Raw genomic sequence first — 24,548 nt, forward strand, 5'->3', positions numbered from 1 at the left:
TTCAAATGAATAATGCGACAGTTTCTGACACGGAAGTTAGTTTCGCCACACGAAGCAATGCCGCCGTTTCAAGCGGCGTTGCTGCAGCCTTGCGATGGCCGGCCTATCGGACCGGAAGGCTCAGGCGATCGGTGCCTCACGGATGGACGAGCGGCAAAGTGCCAATAGCGGGCATTGCACGCTGTTTGGCACTTGTTGGCTACATCGGAGCAATCCCCATTTTTCCGATGACCTCGGACCATTTCAAAATCTCCGACGCCATGAATTTTTTAAGGTCTTCCGGACCGAGGTCCGTCGGTTCAGCGCCTTGCTCGGCGAAGAGCGCACGCACCTTCGGATCTTTCGTGGCACCCTGTGCTGCGGCGTACAACTTATCGACGAGAGCCTTGTCCATGTTGGCGGGTGCAAGCAACGCAAGCCACGCAGAACTCTCGTAACCTTGCAGGCCGGCCTCGGCCGCCGTCGGCACATCGGGCAATGCCGTCATACGTTTGTTGCCGGCCACGGCAAGAGCACGCGCATCGCCGTTCTTTATCAGGCCAAGAACGTTCGGCAGGAGTTGAAATCCGACGGGGACCTGACCGGAGATGAAGTCGGGCGTATAGCTCGCAATGTTCCTGTAAGGGACGTGGACAAGTTGCGTTCCGGTGAGTTGTTCGAAATAGGCGCCGGCCAGATGTTGCGAGGAGCCCACGCCAACCGAGCCGTAATTGAGCTGCTTGGGGTGTTCCTTCGCATAATTGATCAGGTCGAGGAGCGTTTTGGGCGGCAGTTTCGCGTTGATAACGACGATATTGGGAAGAGCGGCGAACAGACAGATTGGTGCAAAGTCCTTCTGCGGATCGTAACCGAGTTCCTTGAACAGAGCTTTGTTTGCAGCCAGCGGCCCGGAAGTACTCATCACCAGCGTATAGCCGTCCGGCGCAGCGCGCGCGGCCGCTGCCGTACCGGTGTTCCCTCCCGCCCCAGGGCGATTTTCGACCACGAAGTTTTGGCCCAGAGATGTTGCCATCCTGCCAAGCAGGATTCGCGTTATGACGTCGCTCGCGCTGCCAGCGGCAAATGGCACATAGACCTGAACCGGCCGGTTGGGGTAGTCCGAGCTCGCGCCAGCATGAGCCGGCATTGAGACCGCCAGGATTGCGGCCGCGCAGTGCGACAAAAATGACCTCCGGCCAGCGCGAAATGAATCTTTTGACTGCCGGACGTCCTTTACTTGCCTTGTGGCGACGACCACGACATTTGAGCGCATCGCTATTTCACCTATTCCCGCAAGATCGCCTCGGCGTCGTAACCGTACAGCCGCTCCTGTTCCGGGGGGAAGGTTGCTGATTCCGGGATTCGGTTCGCGCGCATACGCGCATTGCGCGCCGCGATCTCGGAGGCATCGCTCGTCTGGTAGAGTTGCTCTTCGCGGCGGGCAAGCCCTTGCATCCAGGCGGTGCGCGGCTGGCGGAGTTTCACGTAACGTTCGAGGGCTGCGACCGGATCGTCCGACGATGCGGCGAGACAGCCGGCCAGAACGTACGCGTCCTCGATGCTCTGCGCCGCGCCCTGCGCGTAGAATGGCATCATCGGATGGGCCGCGTCGCCCAGCAAGACCACCCGTCCGATCCGCCAGTCGGGCAGGGGCTCGCGATCATATAGCGCCTGGCGGAGCACGCGCGGCGTCGCCGCGATGATGGTACGAATGGTGTCGTGCCAGCCGGCATATTCGGCCAGCGCATCCTCGATGCGCCCCTCAGCCAGCCAGGATTCCCGTGCCGGCTGTTCCGATCGGCTGATGCCGATCCAATTGAAGGTCTTTCCTGCCGCGACGTAGTACTGGACGATGCTGCGGTTCGGCCCCATCCACACGCCGGCGACCTTGGCAACATCAAGGTGTGCGACACGCTCGGCCGGCACAAGTCCGCGCCAGGCGACGTTGCCGGTGTATCGAGGCAGTTCCGCACCAAACATTTGCCCACGCACCATGGAATGAATTCCGTCGGCGCCGATAAGGACGTCTCCGGTTGCGGTGCTTCCATCCGCCAGCGTAATGGTGACGCCGTCGTCATCCTGATCGAAGCGCTCGATACGAGATCCGAGATGGAAACTTCCTGTTTCAAGTCCGCCAAGCAGAACATCGAGCAAGTCGGCCCGGTGCGCGGTGTAATACGGCGCACCAAAACGTGCTTCCGCCCGCTCGCCGAGCGGCGTGTAGTAGAGACGACCACCGTTGTCCCAGGCGCGATAGTCACGTCCCTCCGGATAATATGCGACGCGTGCCAGTGCATCACCGAGGCCAAGCGCCCGCAGAATCCGCGTTGCATTGCCGCTGACCTGAAGGCCGGCGCCCACCTGACCGAAGGCGGTGGCTTGCTCGAATAGCTCGGCGGCGATGCCGCGCTGGCGGAGCGCCAGCAACGCGGTGATTCCGCCGATGCCTCCGCCCGCGATGAGAACCTTTTTGTTTTTGTTGGCCACGATTCATTGTCCTCAAACCGGGGTCCCGCGGATGCTCCCCAACTGTCGTGAATATTCGCGGTTTTCAGGCTGTCCCGCAAGACTGGCCGCATGCCCTTGGAGTGTCCGCCAAAGACCAGCAACCGAAGTCGACGGCTCCGCGTTTTCGACATAGGCTCGATGAACCTTCTGAGGAGGTCGTCATGAGCAACGGCGAAGTCCAGGCCGCGACGTTGCGGGGATACGTGCTCGGTCCCAACGAGGGCGAGCATCTCATTCATTGGCGCGACGGCGGCAGAATTTTCATCAAGATCGGCTCTGCCACACGCTCCGACAATCTCTCGCTGGGGACCCAGCAGGTGCCGGTCGGTGCAGGCATCCCAATCCACCGACACTTCCGGATGGACGAGGCGTTTTACGTTCTGGAAGGCAGCGGGATTTTCACGCTGAATGATATAGGGCATCCTTTTGAGAAGGGCGGAACGATATTCATTCCCAGGAACGCTTGGCATGGCTTCGCCAATCCTGATCGCGAACTACTGCTGCTCTGGATCATGGCGCCTGCCGGCCTCGACGGTTTTTTCCGCGAAACCTGCAATCCACCCGGCGTACCGCCGAAGCAGCTCAGTCGGGAGCAGGTCCATGAGATCGCCGCAAGATATGCGACGGAATACAGATAATGGCACCTCGCTGACGGCAGCAGATGTAGGCCCACTTCGGGTGATCAGCGGACGTGATGGCCCGGCTGCGGGATGTCCGTTTTACTCCCGGAAATTGACATCACGCCGTTCCAGGAGCACGCGGGGCCGGCTGCCAAGCCCCGCACCGCGGCCGTGTCACGGGCGCACGCGCATAGGGGATTGGTGTTGGGTCTAAATGCTGTTTAATACTGGCCGGGGATCGCCATTTTGGTACGTGCGCAATGACCGGAACTGCCCTGAACGTTGTGTCCTTCCTGTTTCTCGGCTTCTTCCTCGGGATGCGGCATGCGACCGACGCCGACCACGTGGTCGCCATTGCCACGATCGTCAGTCGCGAGCGCAGCATGACGGGCTCGGCGCTGATCGGCGCCGCCTGGGGCATCGGGCACACCATGACGGTGATGGCGGTCGGCGCGGCGATCATCGTGTTCGGGGTCGTGATCCCGCCAAAGCTCGGTCTGTCGATGGAATTCGCCGTCGGCATCATGCTGGTCCTGCTCGGCATTCTCACCTTGACCGGGATGGGCCGGGCGGTCGGCGCAGCCCATGCCCATGCGAACATCCCCGGCGGACATGCGCACGACCTTCACGATCACCTGCATGCGCATGGCGACTATGTGCACATGCACCCGCACGGTCATGACCCGGATGCGCACGGGCACGCCGAAGACCAGACGCCGCTGGCGCGGCTCGACCGCAGTGCGTTTGGGCGAATGGCGTTCTATCAGTGGCTGCGACCGTTCGTGGTCGGCCTCGTGCACGGTCTTGCAGGATCGGCTGCCGCAGCCCTGATGGTGCTGTCCATCATCCGTGAACCGGTCGCAGCGCTTGGCTATCTGCTGCTGTTCGGGCTCGGCACTGTGGTCGGTATGATGCTGATCACGCTGATCTTGTCAGCGCCGTTCGCGTTCACCGCCGTCAATTTGCCGAAATTCAATTGGCGGCTCCGTGTGGCGTCGGGCCTGATCAGCTTCGTCTTCGGAGTGATCCTGATCTACGGCATCGGCTTTGCCGAAGGCGGCCTGTTCACCGACGCGCCGAGTTGGGAACCGCGCTGACGGCTGGCGCACGACTCGCGATCAACGGCAACATGCGTTTCCGCAAGACCTGTTTCGGTTGACCGCCGCGGAAACCGAGGGATACAGTGTCGCAACAAACAAATAGAATGGAGGATGCGCCATTCGGACGATCGGCATGCCCGGTAGGCGGCCGTTGTTGCTGGTCGGCGTCGTTGTGGCGCTCGCAGCAACCACCGGTGCTGCGTGGCTGCACGAGATACGGCCGCGGCCGGTGGCGGAACGCACGGCGCAAACCAGCGGAGCACGAACCGAGAAAACCCAGCCGCCGGCATTGACCGCGGACGAGGAACGCTTCGCGACAGAATTGTGGGCCCTCCACCGGGAGGCAACCCGGTCGGCGGTAGCGATGAGCTTTGCCGGCATCTCCTATCAGACCGACGATCGGGACCCACGCGCGTTCGCACGAAAGATCGAGCCGCTGGCGAAATTCTTTCATGACGCCGAAACGCAGGTCCGCACCATGAATGCGCCGCCGTCGCTGTCCGGGACGCAAGCGCAATATGTCGACGCCATGGCGCTCTACGCCAATGCCGCCGCCGAAATACTGAAATTCACCGAGGATGGCGACGCGCAACGTCTCGGCGAGGCCCACCGCATGGATGTGAAGGCTTCCGAAGACATGCTGCGCGTCGGCGAAGTGCTGTGGCCGGGACAATACAAGCCGCATTGAAGCGTTTTCGGCCGAAGTGGAGGCCGGTTCGCATCGAGACAAGATAAGGCCACCGAATCGCAGGAGAAGAAACAAGCGCAGTCCAATCTCAATCAGGAAAGCTCAAAGAAGCTGCAGGGAGGAAGACAATGAGAAAGCGTGCATTACGAACCCGTCCGTTTGCGTGGGCCGCAATGATGGCGGGGCTGGCGTGCCTGTTCAGCGCGGCGGCGCAGGCCCAGCAACCGGTCTGCTCGGCATGGCTGATCGAGAGCAGCCGTTTCATGAACGTCCCGTTCGGATCGTTCATGCCGGATCGTGCTTTCGTGCCCGGCAGTACCAAGCCCGAGAGCAACATTCCGAGCGTCGATCTGCCGGTCAACATCGGCGTGATCAAGTGCGGCAACGAGTTGATCCTGTATGATACCGGCTGGAAGCAGCAGGACTATCTGAAGATGACCGGGTCGGAACACTGGGCTCCGCTGCCGGACCAGTTGAAGGTTCTCGGCTTGAATGCCGCCGATGTCACCAAGGTGGTGATCGGCCACGCCCACTGGGATCACGCCGGCCAATTGTCCGACCTGCCTAATGCCGTACTCTACGTCCAGCGCGAGGAACTCAAGGCGATCGAGTGGGCGCTCAACTATCCGGAGCCGCACATCCGGGCGGTCAACTCCGATCCCGGCGGCTGCAATCGTACGCCTGCTTGCGGCTACATGCCGCTCACCATCGAGGAAGTCTACGGCAAGGTGCTGAAGGGCAAGGCGGTGATCGTCGACGGCGAGATGGAGATCCTGCCGGGCGTGCGGATTCATCCGGCGTTCCGCGCCCATACCGCCGGCTCGCAGCTGCTCGAGGTGCCGACCAGCATCGGCAAGCTGGTGTTCGGCTCGGATGCGTTCTCGTCCTACGAGGGCATCCGCGACTGGATGACGGCGAACGTGCAGCAGACCGACACGGTCCAGCAGTTTCTCTCCTACGAGAAGTGCTACAAGATCACCGGCGGCTACAACAACTGCGTCGCCGCCCACGAGCCGCTGAGCTACACCGACAAATATCCGCTGACGAAGAATTCCTGGGTCGCGTTGAACGGCGGACGGATGGCCGAAATTGCACTGGCGCCGGGTGAGAAATCGCGCAAGCCATGAATGGTGTGCTCGGGGTGGGACCAGCCTTCCCACCCCGACCGCTTCTTATTGAAGCTGGAAAAAAGCAGATCGGGTTGCGCCAGTTGGCCCTATGGGTGCGTCAGTTGGCGTTCGCGCTTGCCTGCATGCTGTTCTTGCTGCCCGGCAGTGCGTCGTCGCATGATCCGAGCAGCTATGGCGGCGTGTTTCGTTCCCGCGATCTCGGCGCGGCCTGGCTCAATGCGGATGTCGGTCTGTTTCTCAATGCGGCGCTCGTCATTGCTGTCGATCCACGCGATTCATCGCACCTGCTGGTCGGCACCGATCTCGGTATCCTGAGTTCGCGCAATGGCGGGCGCAGCTGGGTGCCGGAGGGGCGCGACGTCATCATCGGCGCGGTGTTTGCGCTCGCCTTCTCGTCGGACGGTGAACTGGCCATGTGTGCGGCCACCAGCGGCGTTTTTCTTCGTAACCAGAACGGCTGGCGGCGCGCCGAAGCGCCTTCTTCCGCGATCCCTGCGCGGGCGCTGGTCGCGGGTGCAGCGAAGGATCGCTTCTATCTGCTCGGCCGCAGCCGGCTGTTCGCGAGCCAGGATGGCGGCCGCAGCTTTGCTGTCATGCCCGGATTGTCGCAAACGAGCGAGATGACGGCGCTGGTGGCGATCCCGGGATCGGCCGAACTTCTGGCGGCCGTGATCGACAGCCGGGCGATGATCAGCGACGATGGAGGGCGCAACTGGCGCAATACCGGTTTCGGCGGCGCGGATGCGCCGGTCGACATGATCGCGGCCGATGCGACGCGGCCGCAACGCATCTGGGCGGCGGCAGGCGGCCGGATCGTCGTCAGCGATAACCTCGGCGCCGATTGGCATTCCATCGGACGTTCGCTGCCTCTGGCGGGAGCGAGGGTGCGCGGCATCGCGGCGAGCGCCGACGCAATCACGCTCGTGGTCTCCTCCGATCGTGGCGTCTATCGCAGCGAGGACGGCGGTCAAACCTGGGCGCCAAAAGAAGACAACCTTCCGATCCATATCGAGGCCGGGCCGCTTGCCCGCGATCCGAACGATGCGGGTGTGATCTATGCGGTGTTCTCGCTGATGCCCTATGCCGAAGTCTGGCGCACGGCCGTCGAAGGCGGCAACCTGCTGGCGCGCATCGACACGATCAGCCTCGCCGGCGGGCTCTCGTTCTGTGTGCTGATGCTGATCGGCGGCGTTCTCGCGGCACGGCACCTGTCGCGCCGGCGCGCCACCGCACATTCGCCGCGATGATCCGCGCATGGCCGCTGATGCTGCGAATATCAGCCGCGGTACTCGGCATCGCGGTGTTGGCGGGAGTCGCGTTTCTCATGATGCGCGCCGTGCCGGTGCAAAAATTCGTCGAGTACCGCATGAGCGAGCCGCAGGATGCGCCGATCGCGATTGCGGCGGGCGCCGACGGCAGCATCTGGTTCACCATCGACCATGCCGATTCGATCGGCCGTCTGCGCGACGGCCGCGTCGAGCGGCTGCCGACGACAAACCGCAACGTCGAGCCGCTCGGCCTGGCGGTGGCGGCCGACGGCAGCGCCTGGTACACCGACCTCGCCGCCCGCGCCATCGCGCGCGTCAGCAGCGCCGGCGAGATCGCGCGGTTTACGCTGGACACCCCGATCGCGCGCCCCGGGCGGCTGGCGCTCGCGCCCGACGGCGCAGCCTGGTTCGCCGAGCCGACCGGCTATGGCGTGACCCGGCTGAAGGACGGCGTTTTTACCCGCCACCAGATCGATTCCGCCCGCGGCGGACCCTATGGGGTCGCAGTGACGGCCGACGGCGCCATATGGGCGACGCTGCAGAACGGCAACCAGCTGCTCAACCTCGCCGCCGACGGTACCAGCAGGACATTCGATCTCCCGCGCCGCGGCGCCGTACCGACGGATGTCGCCGTCGGCTCCGACGGCTCGGTGTGGTTCCTGCAGTTCCGCGCCAATCGCATCGGGCGCTTCAAGGATGGACAATTCTGGGATGTCGAGGCGGCTCGAGAAAATGCAGGCCTCAGCGGCATTGCCGTAGCTCCCAACGACGACGTCTGGTTCGGCATGATGCGCAGCGCAAGCCTCGGGCGGTTGCGCGACGGCCGCATCACGGCCTTTGCGCTCCCCCGCGACAATGCCCGGCCATTCAGCGTCGCCGTCGATCGCGACGGCAATGTCTGGTACGCCGACATCAGCGGATATGTCGGCATGCTGCCGGCCAGGTATGCCCGTGCGCGGTAGCAGTGGATTTCAAGGTGGATTTGGAGTTCCTATGGTACTCGCGGCAAACCCCGTAGGATGCGCCGCTCGGTGGTGCGAACTTCGGAATCGGAGCTACTGGACATTTAGCCCGCCGGCAGCGCTGCCAGCTCGGACACCGCGCGGATGGTCAGCACCACGCCCATGCCGACGATCAGCAGGCTGGTGGCGATCTGCAGGCGGATCATCCAGATGCTGGCCAGCCAGTCGAGCACCTTCTCGCCGACCTTCGCGGCAACGATGCCGACCACCACGAGCGTCGCCGCGAAGCCGAGGCTGAACACCACGACGGTGACCAGGCCGAGCAGGACTTTTCCGCTCGACAGCGCGCCGAGCAGCAGCGCGAGCGCGGCCGGATCGGGGAGTAGGCCGCCCGCAATACCCAGCGCCAGCAGCACTGGCAGTTTCGGACGGTTTTCGGCCACGACATCCAGCCGGTGGGCGTGGACCTTGCCGAATCCGTGGCTGTGCCAGACCACAGGCTCGCCGTGCCCATGGCCAGGCGGGTGGTCGTGAGCCGCGTCATGCGCGTGGTCGTGAGCATGGTCCTGCGCATGAGCATCCGCTCGATTGGCGGCATCGCCTGGCTCGCCCATCGCGAGCGCCACCAGATCGCGCTGCGTCCACAGCATCCATAGGCCGAGCACGATCACCAGGATGCCGACCGCGGCCGCCAGGTAGGCCTCGATGCGCTGCGGCCGGAGCCAGGTCGAGCCGAGCGAGGCGAGCACGCCGACCAGCACGATTCCGCTGGTGTGGGACAGCGTGACGAAAATTCCGAGGATCACCGCGTCGATCGGCTTGCCGCGCGCGCCAACGATGTAGGCGGCCGCGATCGTCTTGCCGTGACCCGGCGTGGCCGCATGCGCGGCGCCCGCCCAGAAGCTCGACACGACGAAGAACAGGAGTTCCCGCATTGAGGCAACCGTCAGTTGGCCGGCTACGGCCGTGGAATTTGCCACTTTAACTCGGTCAAGAATCCCATCAAGGCGGCCAAGAGACTACGGGTTGAATTCGTCACTTGCTCTTGTCTAACAACAGCCCGTTTCGGTCGTTGCCGCTCCAGCAAACTGGCCCCGGCAAGTTATGCCGGAAGGACATTCCTACAGCCAGATGGGCCGGCTGCTTTCAGGCGACCTTCTTCATCGGCGGCACCTTTCATGTGCCATTTGCTGGCAACGGCGACAGACGTTGAGGACGCTACTCCGATCGAGTAACGCTGCGCTGGTTCAGCGGGGCCATTTTGACTCGGGGCAGGTGACGATGGGCGCCGTTTACCGTCTGGCGATGCGCGAGGACGCAAGCTGTCTCCACGACATCAGACGGCGATCGATCCTGAAGCTTGCGCCTCCAACGATGCCCGAGGCTGACGCGCGGGCGTGGGCGTCGCAGCTCACGCCGGCCGGTATGGAGCGAAAGCTGCGTGAGCTGGAAGTATGGGTTGCCGAACTGGACGGCACCGTCGCCGGATGGGGAGCCATTCGCGGCGATTGTCTGGAGGGGCTTTATGCAGCTCCGGAATTTGCCGGGCAGGGCATTGGGGCCGGATTGCTCAGCATGCTCGAAGGGCTGATGCGCGAGCGCGAGTTCCCCTCAGTGCACGCGGAGGCCAGCTCAAATGCCCGCGGCTTCTACCTTCATCGCGGCTACCGGGCGACCGGTCCGCAAACGCCGCAAGGCGCCTGGCCCATCGCGAAAGAACTTCTGACCTGAAAACAGGGGCGGTAGGAGAATAAGCGCGTTGGGCGGCGGCACGGTTTGATGATCGTTTAAACCGTTCGCGGCGCTTGATTTTCGCCGCGCGAGGGGCGACTTTGGCGCCCGCTTGGCCGGGCTGATCTGAGCCCTCGCGGCGGGTTGTCAGGAGGATATTGCGTGGCGGACCATCAGGTGCACGATTTGACCCCGGAAGACGTTTCCAGGGGGATAGCGGAAGGGCGCTATCTTCTGGTCGACGTCCGCGAACCCAACGAGGTCGCGGTGGAAGCCTATCCGGATGGCGTGGTCGTTCCGCTGCAGTCGTTCGACCCGGCGGCGATTCCGGACCCGCAGGGCAAGCAGGTGGTTTTCGCCTGCCGTTCGGGCAAGCGCTCGGTGACGGCCTCGCTGGCCGCGCAGGCGGCGGGTCTGCCTTACGACAAGCATCTGGCCGGTGGCATCATTGGCTGGAAGGCCGCCGGCTTGCCGACCAAAACCGGCGGCTGATCTCCACCATGACATCCATGAATAAGGTCTTTGCTGACCTTCCGGTCACCGTGTTCGAGGCGATGTCGCAGGCTGCCCGCGACAACAACGCCATCAATCTCGGCCAGGGTTTCCCCGACGATCCCGGGCCGGAGGACATCCGCCGCGCCGCGGCCGACGCGACCGTGAACGGCTACAACCAATACCCGTCGATGATGGGCATTTCCGAACTGCGGCAGGCGATCGCGGCGCATTACGGGCGTTGGCACAAGCTATCACTCGATCCGATGACGGAAGTGATGGTGACCTCGGGCGGCACCGAGGCGCTGACGTCGTCCATTCTCGCCGTGGTCGAACCCGGCGACGAGGTCGTCTGCTTTCAACCGGTCTATGACAGCTATCTGCCGATCATCCGCCAGGCCGGCGGCATTCCGCGCCTGCTGCGGCTCGAGCCGCCAGGCTGGCGGCTGACGGAAGAGATGCTCGCCAGCGTCTTCAATCCCAAGACCAAGGCGGTGCTGTTCAACAACCCGCTCAATCCGGCGGCGGTGGTTTATCCGCGCGAGGACCTCGAATTGCTGGCGCGGTTCTGCCAGCAGTTCGACACCATCGCGATCTGTGACGAGGTCTGGGAGCACGTGGTCTTCGACGGCCGCGAGCATATCCCGCTGATCACGATCCCGGGCATGCGCGACCGTACGATCAAGGTCGGCAGCGCCGGCAAGATCTTTTCGCTGACGGGATGGAAGATAGGCTTCGTCTGCGCCGCGCCGCCGCTGTTGCGGGTGGCTGCAAAAGTGCACCAGTTTCTGACCTTCACGACCGCGCCGAACCTGCAGGCCGCCGTCGCCTACGGCCTCGGCAAGCCCGACGAATACTTTTACGATATGCGCAAGGAGCTGGCGCGGAGCAGGGACCGTTTGACGAAGGGGCTGGAGAGCATCGGCTTTCCCGTTTTGAAATCGCAGGGCACGTATTTCCTCACCGTCGACCTGTCGCCGCTCGGGCTCAACGAAACCGACGTCGAGTTCTGCAAGCGTATCGTGACTGATTATAAAGTCGCCGCGATCCCGGTATCCGCGTTCTACGAGCAGGACGCGGTGACGTCGGTGGTGCGTTTCTGTTTTTCCAAGAAGGACGAAACGCTGGACACCGCGCTGGAGCGCCTGTCGGACGCGGTGCACGGCCGCCGCAAGAGGTAGCAGATGCGCGATCTGGTCCGAGGTTCGTTTCGCCTGATCGGTGCGATGACGGTTGCGCTGTCGCTCTCGCCCGCGCAGGCCGAGGAGCGCACGGTGAACTTCTACAACTGGTCCAACTATATGGCGCCGGGGGTGCTGGAAGACTTTACCAGGGAAACCGGCATCAAGGTGGTCTACGACACCTTTGACGCCAACGAGACGCTGGAGACGCGCCTCTTGGCGGGGAAGTCAGGCTACGACGTCGTTGTGCCAACAGGCTATTTCCTGCAGCGCCAGATCACGGCAAAAGTCTTTCTCAAGCTCGACAAGTCGAAGCTGCCCAATCTCGCCAACGCCTGGCCGGTCGTGACCAGCCAGCTCGCCATCTATGACCCCGGCAATGATTACGCCGCCAACTACATGTGGGGTACCACGGGCATCGGCTACAACGTCAAGACGATGCAGAAAATTCTCGGGCCGGACGCCAGGATCGATAGCTGGGATATCGTCTTCAAGCCGGAGAACCTCGCAAAATTCAAGGACTGTGGCATCCACATGCTGGACTCCGCCGACGACATTCTGCCGGCGGCACTCGGTTATCTCGGGATCGATCCGAACTCGACCAAGCAGGCCGATCTGGAAAAGGCCGCCGAGCTCGTCAGCAAGATCAGGCCCAACGTCCGCAAGTTTCATTCCTCGGAATATCTGGGCGCGCTGGCATCCGGCGAAATCTGCTTCGTGGTGGGATGGTCGGGCGACATCATGCAGGCGCGCAGCCGCGCCGCCGAAGCCAAGAACGGCATCGAGATCGGCTACGCCATCCCGAAAGAGGGCGCGCAGATGTTCTTCGACAATCTCGCGATCCCGGCGGATGCGAAGAACGTCGCGGAGGCCTATGCGCTGATCAACTATCTCTACCGCCCGGACGTTGCGGCGAAGAATTCGGACTTTTTGTCGTATGCCAACGGCAATCTGGCGAGTCAGAAGCTTGTGGACTCGAAGATTCTCGACGACAGGAACATCTATCCGGACGAGGCGACGCAGAAAAAGCTGTTCGTCATCCAGGCCCGCGACCCCGCCACCCAGCGTATCATCAACCGGCTGTGGACCAGGGTGAAGACGGGGAAGTGAGCGGGTAGGGGGCGGCGTCCGCAGTGTTGCAAATTCGCCCGGGCCGGCAATTGTTTTCCACTCGCGGCAAACTTCTGTTGCCGGACCGGGAGGGGGAATCTATAGCTCCCTCCGGGAGCATCACATGACCAACATCCTTACGTTCTTTTCAACGCGCACCCTGCTGCAGATCGTCTTCGTCCTGGGATCGGCCGTTGCGATGAAGGCGTGGAGTCTCGGCCTGCTGTTCGGCGGATAAGCCAGCCCGTAGTCCGTAGCCCGGATGAGCGCAGCGAAATCCGGGACCAATGGCGAGAGCGGCCCCCGGATGTCGCTGCGCTCATCCGGGCTACGCATCGCTCGCTACCGCCACCGCCTGTGCAGCCACAGCCACTGATCCGGATACTCCCGCACCCAGCCTTCGACCACTGACGTGACCGCCTGCATTGTGCCCTGGATGTCGATCTGGCCCGCGGCGTCACGCACCGGCTTGACCTCTTCGGACAATTCGGCGCGAAAACGGTGGTTGGGCAGGCGGATGATGCGGACGCCGTGCACGGGGCAATCGACCTGCCGCAACAGCCGGGCCAGCGTCGGGTTGGCCTTGGTCTTGCGGCCGAAGAACGTCACCTCGACGCCGTTGCCCATGTACTGATCGACCAGCATCGCGACGTGCTGGCCCCGCTGCAGGGCTTCTGCAAGCTTGAGCGGCGCCTCGCGGCCGGCCGGCACCAGCGTACCCATCTTGACGGCGCGGATGCGCTCAATAGCGCGATCGGCGGACTCGATGTTCGGCCGGCGGAACAGGATCGCGCAATCCAGCCCATGGGCGACCGCGCCGAGCGCCGGGATCTCCCAATTGCCGAGATGGCTCGCGAAGATGATCGCCGGCTTGCCGTCGTCGCGCAGGTGGTCGAAAATCTGCTTGGTCCGCGCGCCGAACTCGACGCGGCTCGGCTTGTCCGGATGGTCGACGTCGTAGTCCCAGATGTGGTCGAGATGGGCGAACTCGGCGCCGATGCGGCCGAGATTGTCCCACACGCCGGCCAGAATGGTTTCGATCTCCTCAGACGATTTCTCAGGGAATGCGGCCGTGAGATTCTCGCGCCCGATGCGGTCCTCGCGCAGCCGCCGGCCGATGAAGTGGGTGACGCGGCCGAAGAAATTGGCGGTCTTGTCCGGATCGAAATAGCGCGTGGTGCGCAACAGTGCGACCGTCAGCGCGCCGACGGCGGCTTCCGCCACAGGTTTTGCGGCGTCGCGCAGGCGCGCCTTGGTGCGTAGGAGCAAGCGGTTCATCGTGTTGATTGATGCGCTGCTACACTGGTTCGCGGGTCAGGATCAGCGAGGCGTTTTGCCCGCCGAAACCGAACGAATTGGACATCACCGCGGTGACGCGGGCATCGCGCGCGGTGTTGCCGACCACGTCGAACAGGATGGCCGGATCCGGAATCTCGTAATTGATGGTCGGCGGAATCCGCTGGTGCTCCAGCGTCAGCAGCGAGAACACGGCCTCGACCGCGCCGGCCGCCGAGATCGTATGTCCGACCATCGACTTGTTCGACGACACCGGAATTTTCGGCAGATGCTCGCCGAACACGACCGCTGTCGTGTTGTACTCCATCTTGTCGTTTTCCGGCGTCGCGGTGCCGTGCGCGTTGATGTGGTCGATCTGTTCCGGTTCGAGGCCGGCATCCGCCAGCGTCTTGCGCATGCAGCCGATGATCGGTTTGCCGTCCGGGCTGGAGCGGGTGCGGTGGAACGAGTCGGTCAGTTCGCCGCAGCCGGCGACCACGCCGAGAATTTTTGCGCCACGCGCGATCGCCGACTCATAGCTTTCCAGCACCATCGCGCCGGCGCCTTCCGCCATCACAAAACCGTCGCGGTTCTTCGAGAACGGCTTTGAGGCAGCCTGCGGCGGATCGTTCTGTGTCGACAGCGCCGACAGCAGCGAAAAGCGCACTAACGCTTCCGGATTGACCGTGCCGTCGGCGGCAACGCAGAGCGCGGCGTCGGCCTCGCCGCGGCGGATCGCCTCGACGCCGAGCTGGATCGCGGTCGCGCCGGAGGCGCAGGCGGTGGAGAGAGAGATCGGCGACCCCTTGGTGCCGAAGGTTTCGGCCAGGTGGCCCGCCACCGAACCGAACATGAAGCGGTGATGGTACGGCGCGAACCGGCCGCCGCCGCTGACGCGCAGCATGTCATCGTAGCCGAATTCGGTCTTGCCGACCGCGCGCCCGAGCTCGAGCCGCTGGGGCCATTCGACCTCGACCGGCGCAACCGCGAGAAACAGCGGTCCGGGAAAATCGGCCTTGGCTCCGATGGAGGCCTGTGCGAGCGCTTCTTCGGTCGCCATTTCGGCCAGCCGTTCGGTCAATCCCGTCGAGGTGACGGGATCGACGGTGACGAAATCGACCGTGCCCGCCATGGTCGATTTCAACCCGTCGATCGGAAAGCGCGTCACGGTGCGGATGCCGGACTCGCCCGCGGTCAGCTTGCGCCAATTGTCTTCCTTGCCGGCCCCGAGCGACGTCACCACGCCCATGCCGGTGACGACGACGATCGGCCTGCCGAATTTATCTGATGGTGCTGACATGGTTCCCCCGATGTGCGCCGTGACTGAATGCGCTCTCGCGCTCGTGCCTGCTCTGGCGGTTCCTGCTCGCGCCCTACTTGACGGCCTCGACCAGGGCCATGCCTTCGCCCTGCCAGTGACCGGTCCCCACCACCACAATCTGGTCCGGGGCATCGGCCTTTTCAACCTCAAGCCCAGTCGGATCGTTGGGCGGAAATAGCGCGCCGCGGGAGAGCGAGAGCGCGGCAAGCGCCAGGCCCAGCGGAAACTGGGTCTCCAGCGTGTGGCCGAACATCGTTCCGGTGGCGCGCACCGCAAACCCAGGGTGCTGGCGCAGGAACGCCTTCTCTTCAGACGTTACCGGCTCGACGCCGGTCGCGCCCGTGATCAGTTGGCCGCTGTCGCCGGCGACACCGAGTTTCGGCCACAGCGCTTCCAGCGATTTCGTCACCGCGCCCGGCTGCTTGCGCTGCGCGAGGTCGGCGACCACCTTGGTCAGTTTGGCATACGGCTTGGCGCCGCGGGCTTCGGCATGCTCGCGCGATTCCAGCACCAGGAAACAGCCGGCGGAGCCGAGCGCAAAACCGCTTCGGTCGTCGCGCTGCCAGACGGGGGCATACTTCTCTTTCAGATTGAAGTCGCCGAATTCATAGAGGACCAGCAGATCGGAGCGCTCGCCATTGTGGGCGGCGCCGACCAGCGCGATGTCGCTCTGTCCGGACGAGATCCGCGCCAGTGCGATCCGCGCCGCGTCGATGGAGGCCGCTTCCTCGCCCATGAAGGTGCGCGACGTGCCGCAGACGCCGTGCACGATGGCGATGTTGCCGGCGAGCAGGTTGGAGAGCTGGGCCAGAAACAGCGTCGGCCGCAAATCGTTCATCAGCCGTTCGTTGAGAAAGCCCGGACTGGAATTGCCCTTGGCGTCGGCGTTCATGATCGCCTCGTCGACCGCGAGATCGCGCTCGCCGCCACCGGCGGCGACGATCATGTCCATCCGCCCGAGGATTTCCTTGTCGCCTTTCACCCCCGCCGAATCCAGCGCCAGCCCTGCGGCATAGGTGCCGATGCGCTGCCACGCTTCCATCTGGCGCTGATCGCCCTTTTTTGGGATCTGGGCGTCGAAGGTGACCGGGGCAAGCGGATGCACGATGTAGGGCGCAAACCGCTTGCCGTCGACGTTGATCTTCTTCTCGTTCAGCGCATCCCAATGCGCGTCCAGCCCCTCGCCGAGCGAGGAGACGATGCCGATGCCGGTGATCCAGACTTCCTTGGCGCCTGCGGACTTCTGCTCAGTCATGCGTTATCGCCTGCAGTGGGAAGCCGATCTCGTTGGCCTTCGCGTCCATGTGCACGCGCAAGGCAGGGTCTGGGAAGGGGGCAAGGCCGAAGGTTATTTCAGCGCTGCACTTCAACTCCTTGCCGACGCGTATTTTTGCCTTCGTGACGGCGAAGCCGGAGCCTTCGTGCTCGAGCTTCGCATCGATCGTCAGCAACTGACCGGGACTGACGTAACCCCGCATCTTGGCTTCCTTCACGATGGCCAGGAACGGCATGCGCTCGAACTTCAACAGGCCGAGCAACAGCCAGCCGGAGCTCTGCGCCATCGCTTCGGTCAGCAGCACGCCGGGCATGATGGGGAAGCCCGGAAAATGCCCCTCGAAGATGGAGTGAACAGCCGGAACCTGGGCCTCGACCGTAATTTTCTTCTCGTCGAGATTGAGGTCGACGATGCGGTCGATCAGCTGAAAGTGATCAAGGTCCATGGCAGGCGATTAGGCGCCCGGCGCTGCATTCTTGGCGGCGACCAGTTCGTCGATGCGATCGGCGAGATTTTGCAGCACGAAATACTGCTCGGTCGTGGCCTTGCCGTCGTTGACTTCCTGGGTCCACTTTTCGAGCGGCATCTTGATCCCGAACGCCTTGTCGATGGCAAAGGCGATGTCGAGGAAGTCCAGGCTGTCGATTCCCAGATCGTCGATGGCGTGGCTCTCCGGCTTGATCGTGTCGCGCGGAATGTCGCAGGTTTCCGCGATAATGTTGGCGATCTGATCGAATGTGGAAGACATCATTAAGCCTTTGATATATTGGAGATAATCTGGAGCGGCCTGAGGAGGCGGGTGAACGGCCCCGGAAGGCCCTGTTCCCCTCGGCCGGAGTCGACAGCCCGTATATCGGAGCGGGGGCCTGAGTTCAATGGAGAGGGGCCGGGCGGAAGGGGATGGATTTGGGGGCGAGAATGGCGGTTTTGGTTCCGAATTCCACAAGTGTTGCGAACGCCACCGAGAACTTCAATTTGATGGTAGCCCATGCCGAATCGAGCCGGCGGAGCTGCGGCCTTAAGAGCTGACATCTTCGCCGTGCCGACCGAACTCAAAATCATCGTTCATTCGCAGACAATCCCAAGCGGGACAGAACCGACCGCTGGGTCTCGCGTCTTGCCGAATGACGCTTCTAGGTCTGTGCAGGCGTGTCCTGCCGCATGCTGGCGGGGCCAGTTTCAGTCGGAAACACGCTCTCGTATAATGCACGGGCCTCTTGAATAAGACGAGCCTTGTCACGGTCGGGGGTAGGCTTCGGAAATCTTATGATTTCGCCCATTTGATCTCCAAGGAAAGATACGCCCGGCGGAAAGCAAGAAGCGAATATCATGCCAGCCCTGGGGGATACTCGGGACGACCCGTGTTCAGCCGGAAGTTAGGCCGCGAGCCCGTAAGGCGGATTAGTTAGCCGCAGGCGTAATCCGCAGCCTGGTTGCAGCGAACTATCGTACACTGACCGATGCCGCGCCGACGCCGTGAACTGCACCTCGATCGAAACGGCGGATTACGCGCTCGCTAGTTCGCCCTCCGCTTCGGCTGATCTCTTCACGACCGCTTCGCCTCATCCAGAAACGCCTGAACCGCCTCGAACAGCTTCAGCCGATTGCGCTCCATGATGATGGTGTGCGTTCCCTCGGCCAGCGCGACGTAGCGCTTTCCCGGCGAGTTCACCAGCAGCGGAAACAGGGTCTGCGCCATGTAGGGCGGCGTATCGCGGTCCCATTCGGCGCCGACCAATAATGTCGGGACCGTGATCTTGGAAGGATCGTAATAGGGTTTGCCGGCGCCAAAGAATTCGGCGCTGTCCTGCACGACGCCGTTCGGCGCGCGAACGACCGGGGGAGTCATCTGGGCACCGACCGGATCGGTTGCGAAGGTCGCGTCGGCCCAGGCATCGAACCAGCCGGCGGGAATGAGATTGGCTTTCTTGTCCTCCGGCACGCCGGTGTACCAGCGCTCCTTTGCTTGATCGCGATTGACCATCCTGTACGCGCCAAGCTTGCCGGGACCGGCTTGAACCAGTGAAGGCGTTTGCCGGATCCAGGCCGGTGCGTAGAGGACGAGACGTTCCACCTTCGATGCGTTTTGCGTGGTGTAGGTCGCCATCAGCGTCGTGCCCCACGACCAGCCCAGAAGGTTGAGACGCGGAATGTTGCGGCGCTGCAGGATAAAATCGACCGCTGTGCCGATGTCCTTGACCGCCGTCTGGCCGGTGACGATTGGCGCATTGGCTTCGGGCTTGTCGGCCATCTCGCTCGGGCGCGTGGATTTGCTGTAGCCGCGCAGATCGATAAGCCAGACGTCATAGCCGCGCGAGGCGATGTATTCCATCCAGGACAAGCCATCAAGCTTGAGGTCGAACGCCGTCTCGGAAGGGTAGGTCGCGCCGTGGACGTAGAGCACGGTCTGCTCCGGCCGGAACGAGGTCATGTCCGCCGGCCGCTTGTTGCGGACATATATTTCGATGCCGGGATCTGATGTCTTGACCATCATCTCTTCAGTCACCAGAGCCCTCGTCTGTGCCAGCGCGGGAACGGAAAGGAGAGTTGCGAGAAAAAAGCCTGCCGCAGCGATTGAAAGTCTCAACGTTGCCTCCCTGGTATTCTTGTTTTTGCCCTGACCTAACGTAACGGGAATTCCTGCGACCGTGCACCTAATTCTCGCCCGGTTCGATGTGGTACAACGCCGATGAAGAAGGGATCAGGCCCCACCAGCAGGTGACCGGGGCTATTCGGGCATGCGCGATGGGACGATTTTTCCCAACAACTTCAATCTGATTTGCCCCGTCCAGTCTCGATCGCAAAAATAATCCGCTTCGCCGCCACCCCAAATCAGTCCTACAAACCCGCCATCCCGTCCTGAAGGAGAGGGGCGTTGGCCATCGTCACGAACGTTGGGATGGGATGCGGTGGACGCGGCGGCGTCAGGCGCGAGAAGTCGTTCGCAGGGCGGTTTCGGCCGTGAGTGAAGGACAGCGCGCAAGATGATCGACGTTGCTGCGTACGGCAAAACCGTGTGGTCCCGACACCCGTTGCTGGTGCCAAGCTGCCGGTGGCGAATTCGATCCAACCGGATCGATCAGCCATCAAGCCGGCAGTGATGGAGGCAAGAGGAATTCGTCTCCAGGGAGAGCGCGGCATAAGCCGTCAACCCATTGCGCGGGGAATGCCGGAGTGCTCCGGCTGTACCTGTATGCTCGTGTGCGCTCTCTTTGCGCTATTTGCACACGAGACCGCGGGTGCAGCAAGCACCCGGCATTCCCTGCTCCCTCTTGTTTGGGGGAAAGGAATTTCAGCAAAGCTCGGGCGCAGCGCGTCGCGAGAACGCAGATACACATTCACCTGTCATCGTCCGCGAAGGCGGACGATCCAGTATCCCAGAGACGTCAATGATTGAACCGAGAGGCCGCAGCGTACTGGATACCCGCCTTCGCGGGTATGACGTCCCTGTATCCGTCATTGCGAGGAGCGCAAGCGACGAAGCAATCCATTCTTTCTTTGTGCGGCGACGTGGATTGCTTCGCTGCGCTCGCAAAGACGGTGGAACGGTTCTTGGCCGACTACCCCAGCGGCGTCACAGAAATCCGGGCGCAGTCGCGGCGGCCCATCAGCACGCAGTCCTGGGTCTTGCGGAGATCGGCGATGCTGACCGCAAGCCAGATGCCGATGGCGGTCAGTGCCACGGTGAAGGCGAGCGCTGCGACATTGGCGAGCATGCGATGACGGAAATCGTCACCCTCGTCGCGCGGCCGTTCGTAGCGGGACAAGTCGTTCGCCGCAGGCGACGTGCTGGTGTTGGATGCCTTGGTGCTGGGCGTCTTGACTGGATCGGGTTCTTCCCGTCCGCCCGGCGGGTGGGCCGAGGTGCGCGGCCTGAACTTGAGCACCACGTGCTCTTCGTCCGAAATAATGGGCCGCTGGGTTTTCACTGCCGCCGATCCGCGAAAAATCCTGAGTCTTTCTTAGCACGGCACCGGCACTTCCAACATGAAATCTTGCCGGACGCGGGTCAGCCATCCATCCGCGCAACGTTTGATGGAACCGGTGCCGTCGATCGGCCGCGCGTGGCGTCGGGCCTTCCGGCAATCCTGGCATGCCTGCCGCAAGCCGACTTCCGGTCGCGGCGATTTGAGGGCTCGCGCCACCATGGCACGGTAAACCCCGTTACAAAGAACGCGGTCTATCTGCCGGCTGGTGCGGGCCTGATTGGATAGCGGCCCTACGTCGGTCGGTTGTCCGATGAAGAGCCAGGATGCGGTTCCTGCTCGGTCTCGTCCTTGCCGCCAAGCTTCTTGTGCAGCCAGCGTTCAGTTCGGCCGCCGACGGTCAGGATCGCGAAGGTAATGACCACTGCGATGATCACCACGCGCCATTGTCCGAGGCCGCAGACAATTCCGATGCAGGCCGCCAGCCAGGTACAGGCGGCGCTGGTGAGCCCGCGAACCCTGAAATGGCGTCCGGCGTGAACGATGACGCCTGCGCCGAGAAAGCCGATCCCGGTCAAAATTCCCTGCATCACCCGGCTGCCGGCGTCCGAGACGATTTTGGCCTCGTCCGAATGAACCAGCACCAGCAGCATGGCCGTCGCCAGGCTGACCAGCCCCAGCGTCTTCAGTCCGATCGGCTTTCCCCGCAGATCGCGGTTGAGCCCGATCAGGCCGCCCACGAGCGTGGCGACGCCGAGACGCAGTGCGATTTCGGTCCAGTCCAGCAACGCGGGAAACCTCCGGGCTCAGCCCTGTTTCGGCAGCCGCCCCATCATGTAGAACTCGTCGTTCGGGCGCATCGCAGTGACGTTGGCCAGCCGGTTCGACAGCGCAAAGAAGGCGGCGATCGCGGCGATATCCCAGATGTCGTCGTCGGAAAAGCCGTGGCCGGCAATTTCGGCAAAATCCGCTTCCGAAACCGTGTTGGCCGCCTGGCTCACCTTCATGGCGAAGTCGAGCATGACGCGCTGCCGCGGCGTGATGTCGGCCTTGCGGTAGTTGACCGCAATCTGGTCGGCGATGACAGGGTTTTTGGCCCGGATGCGCAGGATCGCCCCATGGGCAATCACGCAGTAATGGCACTGGTTGGCGGCGGACGTCGCCACCACGATCATCTCGCGCTCGGCCTTGGTCAGCCCGCTGTCCTTTTCCATCAGCGCGTCATGATAGGCAAAGAAGGCGCGAAACTCGTCCGGACGATAAGCGAGCGTCAGGAAGACGTTCGGGACGAAGCCGGACTTCTCCTGCACGGCAAGGATCCGGGTGCGGATGTCCTCCGGCAGCTTGTCGATGGCGGGCGGCTGAAATCGTTTGGTGGCGGGCTTGGTCATGAAAGGGTTCCGGCTGGAGCCGCAAGGCGGCGTTGCCGGAACCATATAGCCTTTTGCGGCGAAGTGGATACCGGCTCGCGCAAGCAAATCACGCGAATGTCGCTTCTATTTGAGCATGATCTCCGCGCAAACGCGTTCCGCGTTTGTCGCGAGGGAAAACCGGTATCCAGTTTTCCGGATCATGCTGTGCCGCCGTCAGCGCAACGGCTTCTTCAGCAGCGAGAACCGGTCGGGGTCCAGCCCCATCGAGGGCTGCAGCATCGGCGCTTCCACCGGCGTCATGACGCGGGCGGCCGCGGGCCGGTCGTTGATGCCGGGATCGTTCGGCACGTCGCGATGCGAGGTGGCGCCGCGCCAGCGGTCCAGCACGGCGGAGACGAAATGCATGTCGTGGCCGGCGGCAACCGACGGCACGGTGGCAATGGTGGCTTCGCTGCGCGGCAACTGGTGGACCGGAACTTCCTTGAAGCGCAGGCGGGTCGGCAGCGCCACGCCTTCGCCGAAGGCCAGCACCTCGCGGGTGCCGAGCGAAGGCACGAACGACAACAGGTTGGCCGCGGCGTCCGAGACCGCCGAGCGCAACAGCGCCTGGTCGCGGTCGTTGGCAAGGCGCATCGCAAACAGCGTGTTGCACTGGGAGATGATGGTGGCGTCGAGTTCGGCCGGGCGCTGGGTGACGAGGCCGAGATAGACGCCGTACTTGCGGCCTTCCTTGGCAATGCGCGAGACCGCCTTGCGCGTCGGGCCGAAACCGATATTGCGGTCGGCGGCGGCGTAACGGTGCGCTTCCTCGCAGACGAACAGCAGCGGCGAGACGCCGTCGCTCCACAGACCGAAATCGAATGCCATGCGGCACAACACCGACACCACGGAATCGACGACTTCGGCGGGGAAGCCGGCGAGCTGCATGATGGTCATCGGCCGGCCGTTGGCAGGCAGGCGGAACAGGTGGCTGATGACTTCCGCCATGGTGTCGCCGCCGACATTGGCGTTGTCGAACATGAAGGTGTAGCGGGGATCGTTGCGCACGGTCTCGATGCGCGAAATCAGCTTGTGATAGATGATGCGCGAGGAGCGGTTCTCCAGCTTGCCCATCCGTTCGTCGATCAGCGAGATCAGATCGACCAGCCGGTATGGCACCGGCGTATCGACGGTATAGCCGCCCGACTTCGGGTCCATGCGCTTGAGCCCGAGCCGGTCGGAGTTCTGATACTGGGTGTAGATGCCCTTTGCCATCGGAATGACTTCGGCGAGGACGTCGAGTTCTTCGGGCACGCCCGGGCGGCCGCCGAACAGCACGTCGACGATTTCCTCGAAATTGAACAGCCAGAAGGGCAATTTGAGGTTGCGCGGATTGAGCACCAGCGCGCGTTCGCCGAAGCAGCGGCCATACTCGTTGTGAACGTCGAGCAGGAAAATCCGCAGGTTCGGCCGCGCCTTCAGAATCTCGTTGAGCAGCAGCGACACGCTGGTCGATTTGCCGACGCCGGTGGATCCGAGGACGGCGAAGTGCTTGGAGAGCATCTCCTCGACGTCGACATAGGCGATCACCGAGCGGTCCTGCTGCAGGGTGCCGACATTGATCTGATCCGACCCGCTCGGCGCATAGACGGTGCGAAGGTCTTCGGCGGTGATGAGGTCGACGGCGTCGCCGATCGTCGGATAATTGGTGACGCCACGCTGGAATTTGGGGCGTTCGCCGCCGGAAATTTCGCCGAGCAGGTCGACCGAGGCGCTCGCGATGTAGCTATCGAGGTTCGGCAGATCCTCGCACGACACTTCGGTGATCATCGCGACGATGGTGGAATCGGCGGCGCAGCGAATACTGATGAAGCGGCCGACGGTGGCGCGCACCTCGGAGACGGGCATCGGGCCCGACGCCAGAAGTCCGACCCGGGCGAGGGAGCCGCGCACGGAAATCACACGTCCGAAGGATGTCACAGTGTTGGATCTCATGAATTGGGGTCTGACCAACATTATGGGCAGCCCCGACTAGCGAAACGGTTAAACTGGTGAGGTTTCGTATCGGCTAAATCCGCGGCATCTCGGTCAGGATTCGTTTTTGCGGCCGCGCCCCGTCAGCGCCGGCGGGTGTCAGTCGCGCTGGAAAACAAGGACTTTCTTGCATTTCCGGCCGCGCCTGACACCGGCTCGGAATTAATCATTCGTTTACCACCTCGCACGAGAGCCGCCGGCCGCCGGGCGCGTCTCGGTAACCTCCGATGCCGGACCGCGGATTGGCGCCGGCACGTGTGCTCGGTAACCGATCGCTAACCGCAAGTTGTAACGCGGCTTCCATCAGTGCTGCGTAACATTATCGCAGGGGTGCGTTCGGGAGGTCCGGGTTCCGTCGCACGCCAATTTTCATCTGGCGCAGGACCTGTCGCCAAACCGGGAAATCTTGGCGGGGCATGCGCGGGGAGGCACCTCGGGTGGACATCGACAGCGACCAGCAAATGTCGGCCGATTCTGCCGGCCCTGTGGAGAGGGCCGGAGCAATCACGTGGCTTGCGGTATGCTGCGTGCTGCTCGCGACGGCGGTTGTCGGCGACATCGCGACCTCGGGATGGAGCCTTCGCGAACGTCTCCT

At 63.1% G+C, this 24,548-nt stretch carries 23 protein-coding genes; 10 read left to right on the top strand and 13 right to left on the bottom strand.

What is annotated here, in order from left to right; genetic code table 11:
- Positions 1-199: 199 nt before the first annotated feature.
- Entirely contained in the window at positions 200-1,126 is a 927-nt protein-coding gene (locus tag V1283_RS12575) for a Bug family tripartite tricarboxylate transporter substrate binding protein (RefSeq protein ID WP_334386805.1), read from the bottom strand.
- A 137-nt stretch (positions 1,127-1,263) separates the two neighbouring features.
- The gene (locus tag V1283_RS12580) at positions 1,264-2,466 is read right to left on the bottom strand and encodes an FAD-dependent monooxygenase (RefSeq protein ID WP_334386806.1); all 1,203 of its coding nucleotides are present in this window, start codon (positions 2,464-2,466) and stop codon (positions 1,264-1,266) included.
- Between the two features lie 47 nt (positions 2,467-2,513).
- Between V1283_RS12580 and V1283_RS12585 the strand changes: the two genes are divergently transcribed.
- The 6 genes from V1283_RS12585 (at position 2,514) to V1283_RS12610 (ending at position 8,255) form a co-directional block, all read left to right on the top strand.
- Complete coding sequence (locus V1283_RS12585) at positions 2,514-3,125, top strand: cupin domain-containing protein (protein ID WP_334386807.1); 612 nt, start codon at positions 2,514-2,516, stop codon at positions 3,123-3,125.
- Positions 3,126-3,367: 242 nt separating this feature from the next.
- Positions 3,368-4,204 carry a hypothetical protein gene (locus tag V1283_RS12590; protein WP_334386808.1) on the top strand — a complete coding sequence of 279 codons (837 nt, stop codon included), beginning with the start codon at positions 3,368-3,370 and terminating at the stop codon, positions 4,202-4,204.
- A 136-nt stretch (positions 4,205-4,340) separates the two neighbouring features.
- On the top strand, positions 4,341-4,895 hold the full coding sequence (locus tag V1283_RS12595; protein ID WP_334386809.1) for a hypothetical protein: 555 nt from the start codon (positions 4,341-4,343) through the stop codon (positions 4,893-4,895).
- Positions 4,896-5,023: 128 nt separating this feature from the next.
- Complete coding sequence (locus tag V1283_RS12600) at positions 5,024-6,022, top strand: MBL fold metallo-hydrolase (protein ID WP_334386810.1); 999 nt, start codon at positions 5,024-5,026, stop codon at positions 6,020-6,022.
- A 74-nt stretch (positions 6,023-6,096) separates the two neighbouring features.
- On the top strand, positions 6,097-7,272 hold the full coding sequence (locus tag V1283_RS12605; protein WP_334386811.1) for a WD40/YVTN/BNR-like repeat-containing protein: 1,176 nt from the start codon (positions 6,097-6,099) through the stop codon (positions 7,270-7,272).
- Positions 7,273-7,289: 17 nt separating this feature from the next.
- On the top strand, positions 7,290-8,255 hold the full coding sequence (locus V1283_RS12610) for a Vgb family protein (RefSeq protein ID WP_334386812.1): 966 nt from the start codon (positions 7,290-7,292) through the stop codon (positions 8,253-8,255).
- Between the two features lie 104 nt (positions 8,256-8,359).
- Here V1283_RS12610 and V1283_RS12615 read toward each other — a convergent pair whose 3' ends face one another.
- Positions 8,360-9,190, bottom strand: coding sequence for a HoxN/HupN/NixA family nickel/cobalt transporter (locus tag V1283_RS12615; RefSeq protein WP_334386813.1), 831 nt, complete (start codon positions 9,188-9,190; stop codon positions 8,360-8,362).
- A gap of 346 nt (positions 9,191-9,536) precedes the next feature.
- On the opposite strand from V1283_RS12615, the gene V1283_RS12620 reads away from it, so the two are divergent.
- The 4 genes from V1283_RS12620 (at position 9,537) to V1283_RS12635 (ending at position 12,769) form a co-directional block, all read left to right on the top strand.
- Complete coding sequence (locus tag V1283_RS12620; RefSeq protein ID WP_334386814.1) at positions 9,537-9,986, top strand: GNAT family N-acetyltransferase; 450 nt, start codon at positions 9,537-9,539, stop codon at positions 9,984-9,986.
- Between the two features lie 162 nt (positions 9,987-10,148).
- Positions 10,149-10,478 (top strand): rhodanese-like domain-containing protein, encoded by a 330-nt coding sequence (locus tag V1283_RS12625; RefSeq protein WP_334386815.1) that lies wholly within the window; start codon positions 10,149-10,151, stop codon positions 10,476-10,478.
- An 8-nt stretch (positions 10,479-10,486) separates the two neighbouring features.
- Positions 10,487-11,659 carry an aminotransferase gene (locus tag V1283_RS12630; RefSeq protein WP_334386816.1) on the top strand — a complete coding sequence of 391 codons (1,173 nt, stop codon included), beginning with the start codon at positions 10,487-10,489 and terminating at the stop codon, positions 11,657-11,659.
- Between the two features lie 45 nt (positions 11,660-11,704).
- Positions 11,705-12,769, top strand: a complete 1,065-nt coding sequence (locus tag V1283_RS12635) for a polyamine ABC transporter substrate-binding protein (protein ID WP_334393039.1) — start codon at positions 11,705-11,707, stop codon at positions 12,767-12,769.
- Between the two features lie 342 nt (positions 12,770-13,111).
- Here the strand turns inward: V1283_RS12635 and V1283_RS12640 are convergent, their stop codons facing one another.
- From V1283_RS12640 to V1283_RS12685, 10 genes are all read right to left on the bottom strand, one after another.
- Complete coding sequence (locus tag V1283_RS12640) at positions 13,112-14,047, bottom strand: lipid A biosynthesis lauroyl acyltransferase (RefSeq protein WP_334386817.1); 936 nt, start codon at positions 14,045-14,047, stop codon at positions 13,112-13,114.
- A gap of 19 nt (positions 14,048-14,066) precedes the next feature.
- Positions 14,067-15,344 (bottom strand): beta-ketoacyl-ACP synthase, encoded by a 1,278-nt coding sequence (locus tag V1283_RS12645; protein ID WP_334386818.1) that lies wholly within the window; start codon positions 15,342-15,344, stop codon positions 14,067-14,069.
- A 73-nt stretch (positions 15,345-15,417) separates the two neighbouring features.
- Positions 15,418-16,620: a beta-ketoacyl-ACP synthase gene (locus tag V1283_RS12650; protein ID WP_334386819.1), complete on the bottom strand. Its 1,203-nt coding sequence runs from the start codon at positions 16,618-16,620 to the stop codon at positions 15,418-15,420.
- On the bottom strand, positions 16,613-17,086 hold the full coding sequence (locus tag V1283_RS12655) for a 3-hydroxyacyl-ACP dehydratase FabZ family protein (RefSeq protein WP_334386820.1): 474 nt from the start codon (positions 17,084-17,086) through the stop codon (positions 16,613-16,615). Before V1283_RS12655 ends, V1283_RS12650 begins: the two co-directional genes overlap by 8 nt.
- A gap of 9 nt (positions 17,087-17,095) precedes the next feature.
- Positions 17,096-17,389, bottom strand: coding sequence for an acyl carrier protein (locus V1283_RS12660; protein WP_028346689.1), 294 nt, complete (start codon positions 17,387-17,389; stop codon positions 17,096-17,098).
- 798 nt (positions 17,390-18,187) lie between these two features.
- On the bottom strand, positions 18,188-19,147 hold the full coding sequence (locus V1283_RS12665; RefSeq protein WP_334386821.1) for an alpha/beta hydrolase: 960 nt from the start codon (positions 19,145-19,147) through the stop codon (positions 18,188-18,190).
- Between the two features lie 1,054 nt (positions 19,148-20,201).
- Positions 20,202-20,570 carry a hypothetical protein gene (locus V1283_RS12670; RefSeq protein ID WP_334386822.1) on the bottom strand — a complete coding sequence of 123 codons (369 nt, stop codon included), beginning with the start codon at positions 20,568-20,570 and terminating at the stop codon, positions 20,202-20,204.
- 290 nt (positions 20,571-20,860) lie between these two features.
- A complete protein-coding gene (locus V1283_RS12675) occupies positions 20,861-21,355 on the bottom strand; it encodes an MgtC/SapB family protein (RefSeq protein WP_334386823.1) in 495 nt (164 codons plus the stop codon).
- 18 nt (positions 21,356-21,373) lie between these two features.
- Positions 21,374-21,958: a peroxidase-related enzyme gene (locus tag V1283_RS12680; protein ID WP_334386824.1), complete on the bottom strand. Its 585-nt coding sequence runs from the start codon at positions 21,956-21,958 to the stop codon at positions 21,374-21,376.
- 195 nt (positions 21,959-22,153) lie between these two features.
- Entirely contained in the window at positions 22,154-23,914 is a 1,761-nt protein-coding gene (locus V1283_RS12685) for an ATP-binding protein (RefSeq protein ID WP_334386825.1), read from the bottom strand.
- Between the last annotated feature and the right edge of the window lie 634 nt (positions 23,915-24,548).

This window comes from Bradyrhizobium sp. AZCC 2262 (assembly GCF_036924535.1).
Lineage (GTDB): Bacteria > Pseudomonadota > Alphaproteobacteria > Rhizobiales > Xanthobacteraceae > Bradyrhizobium.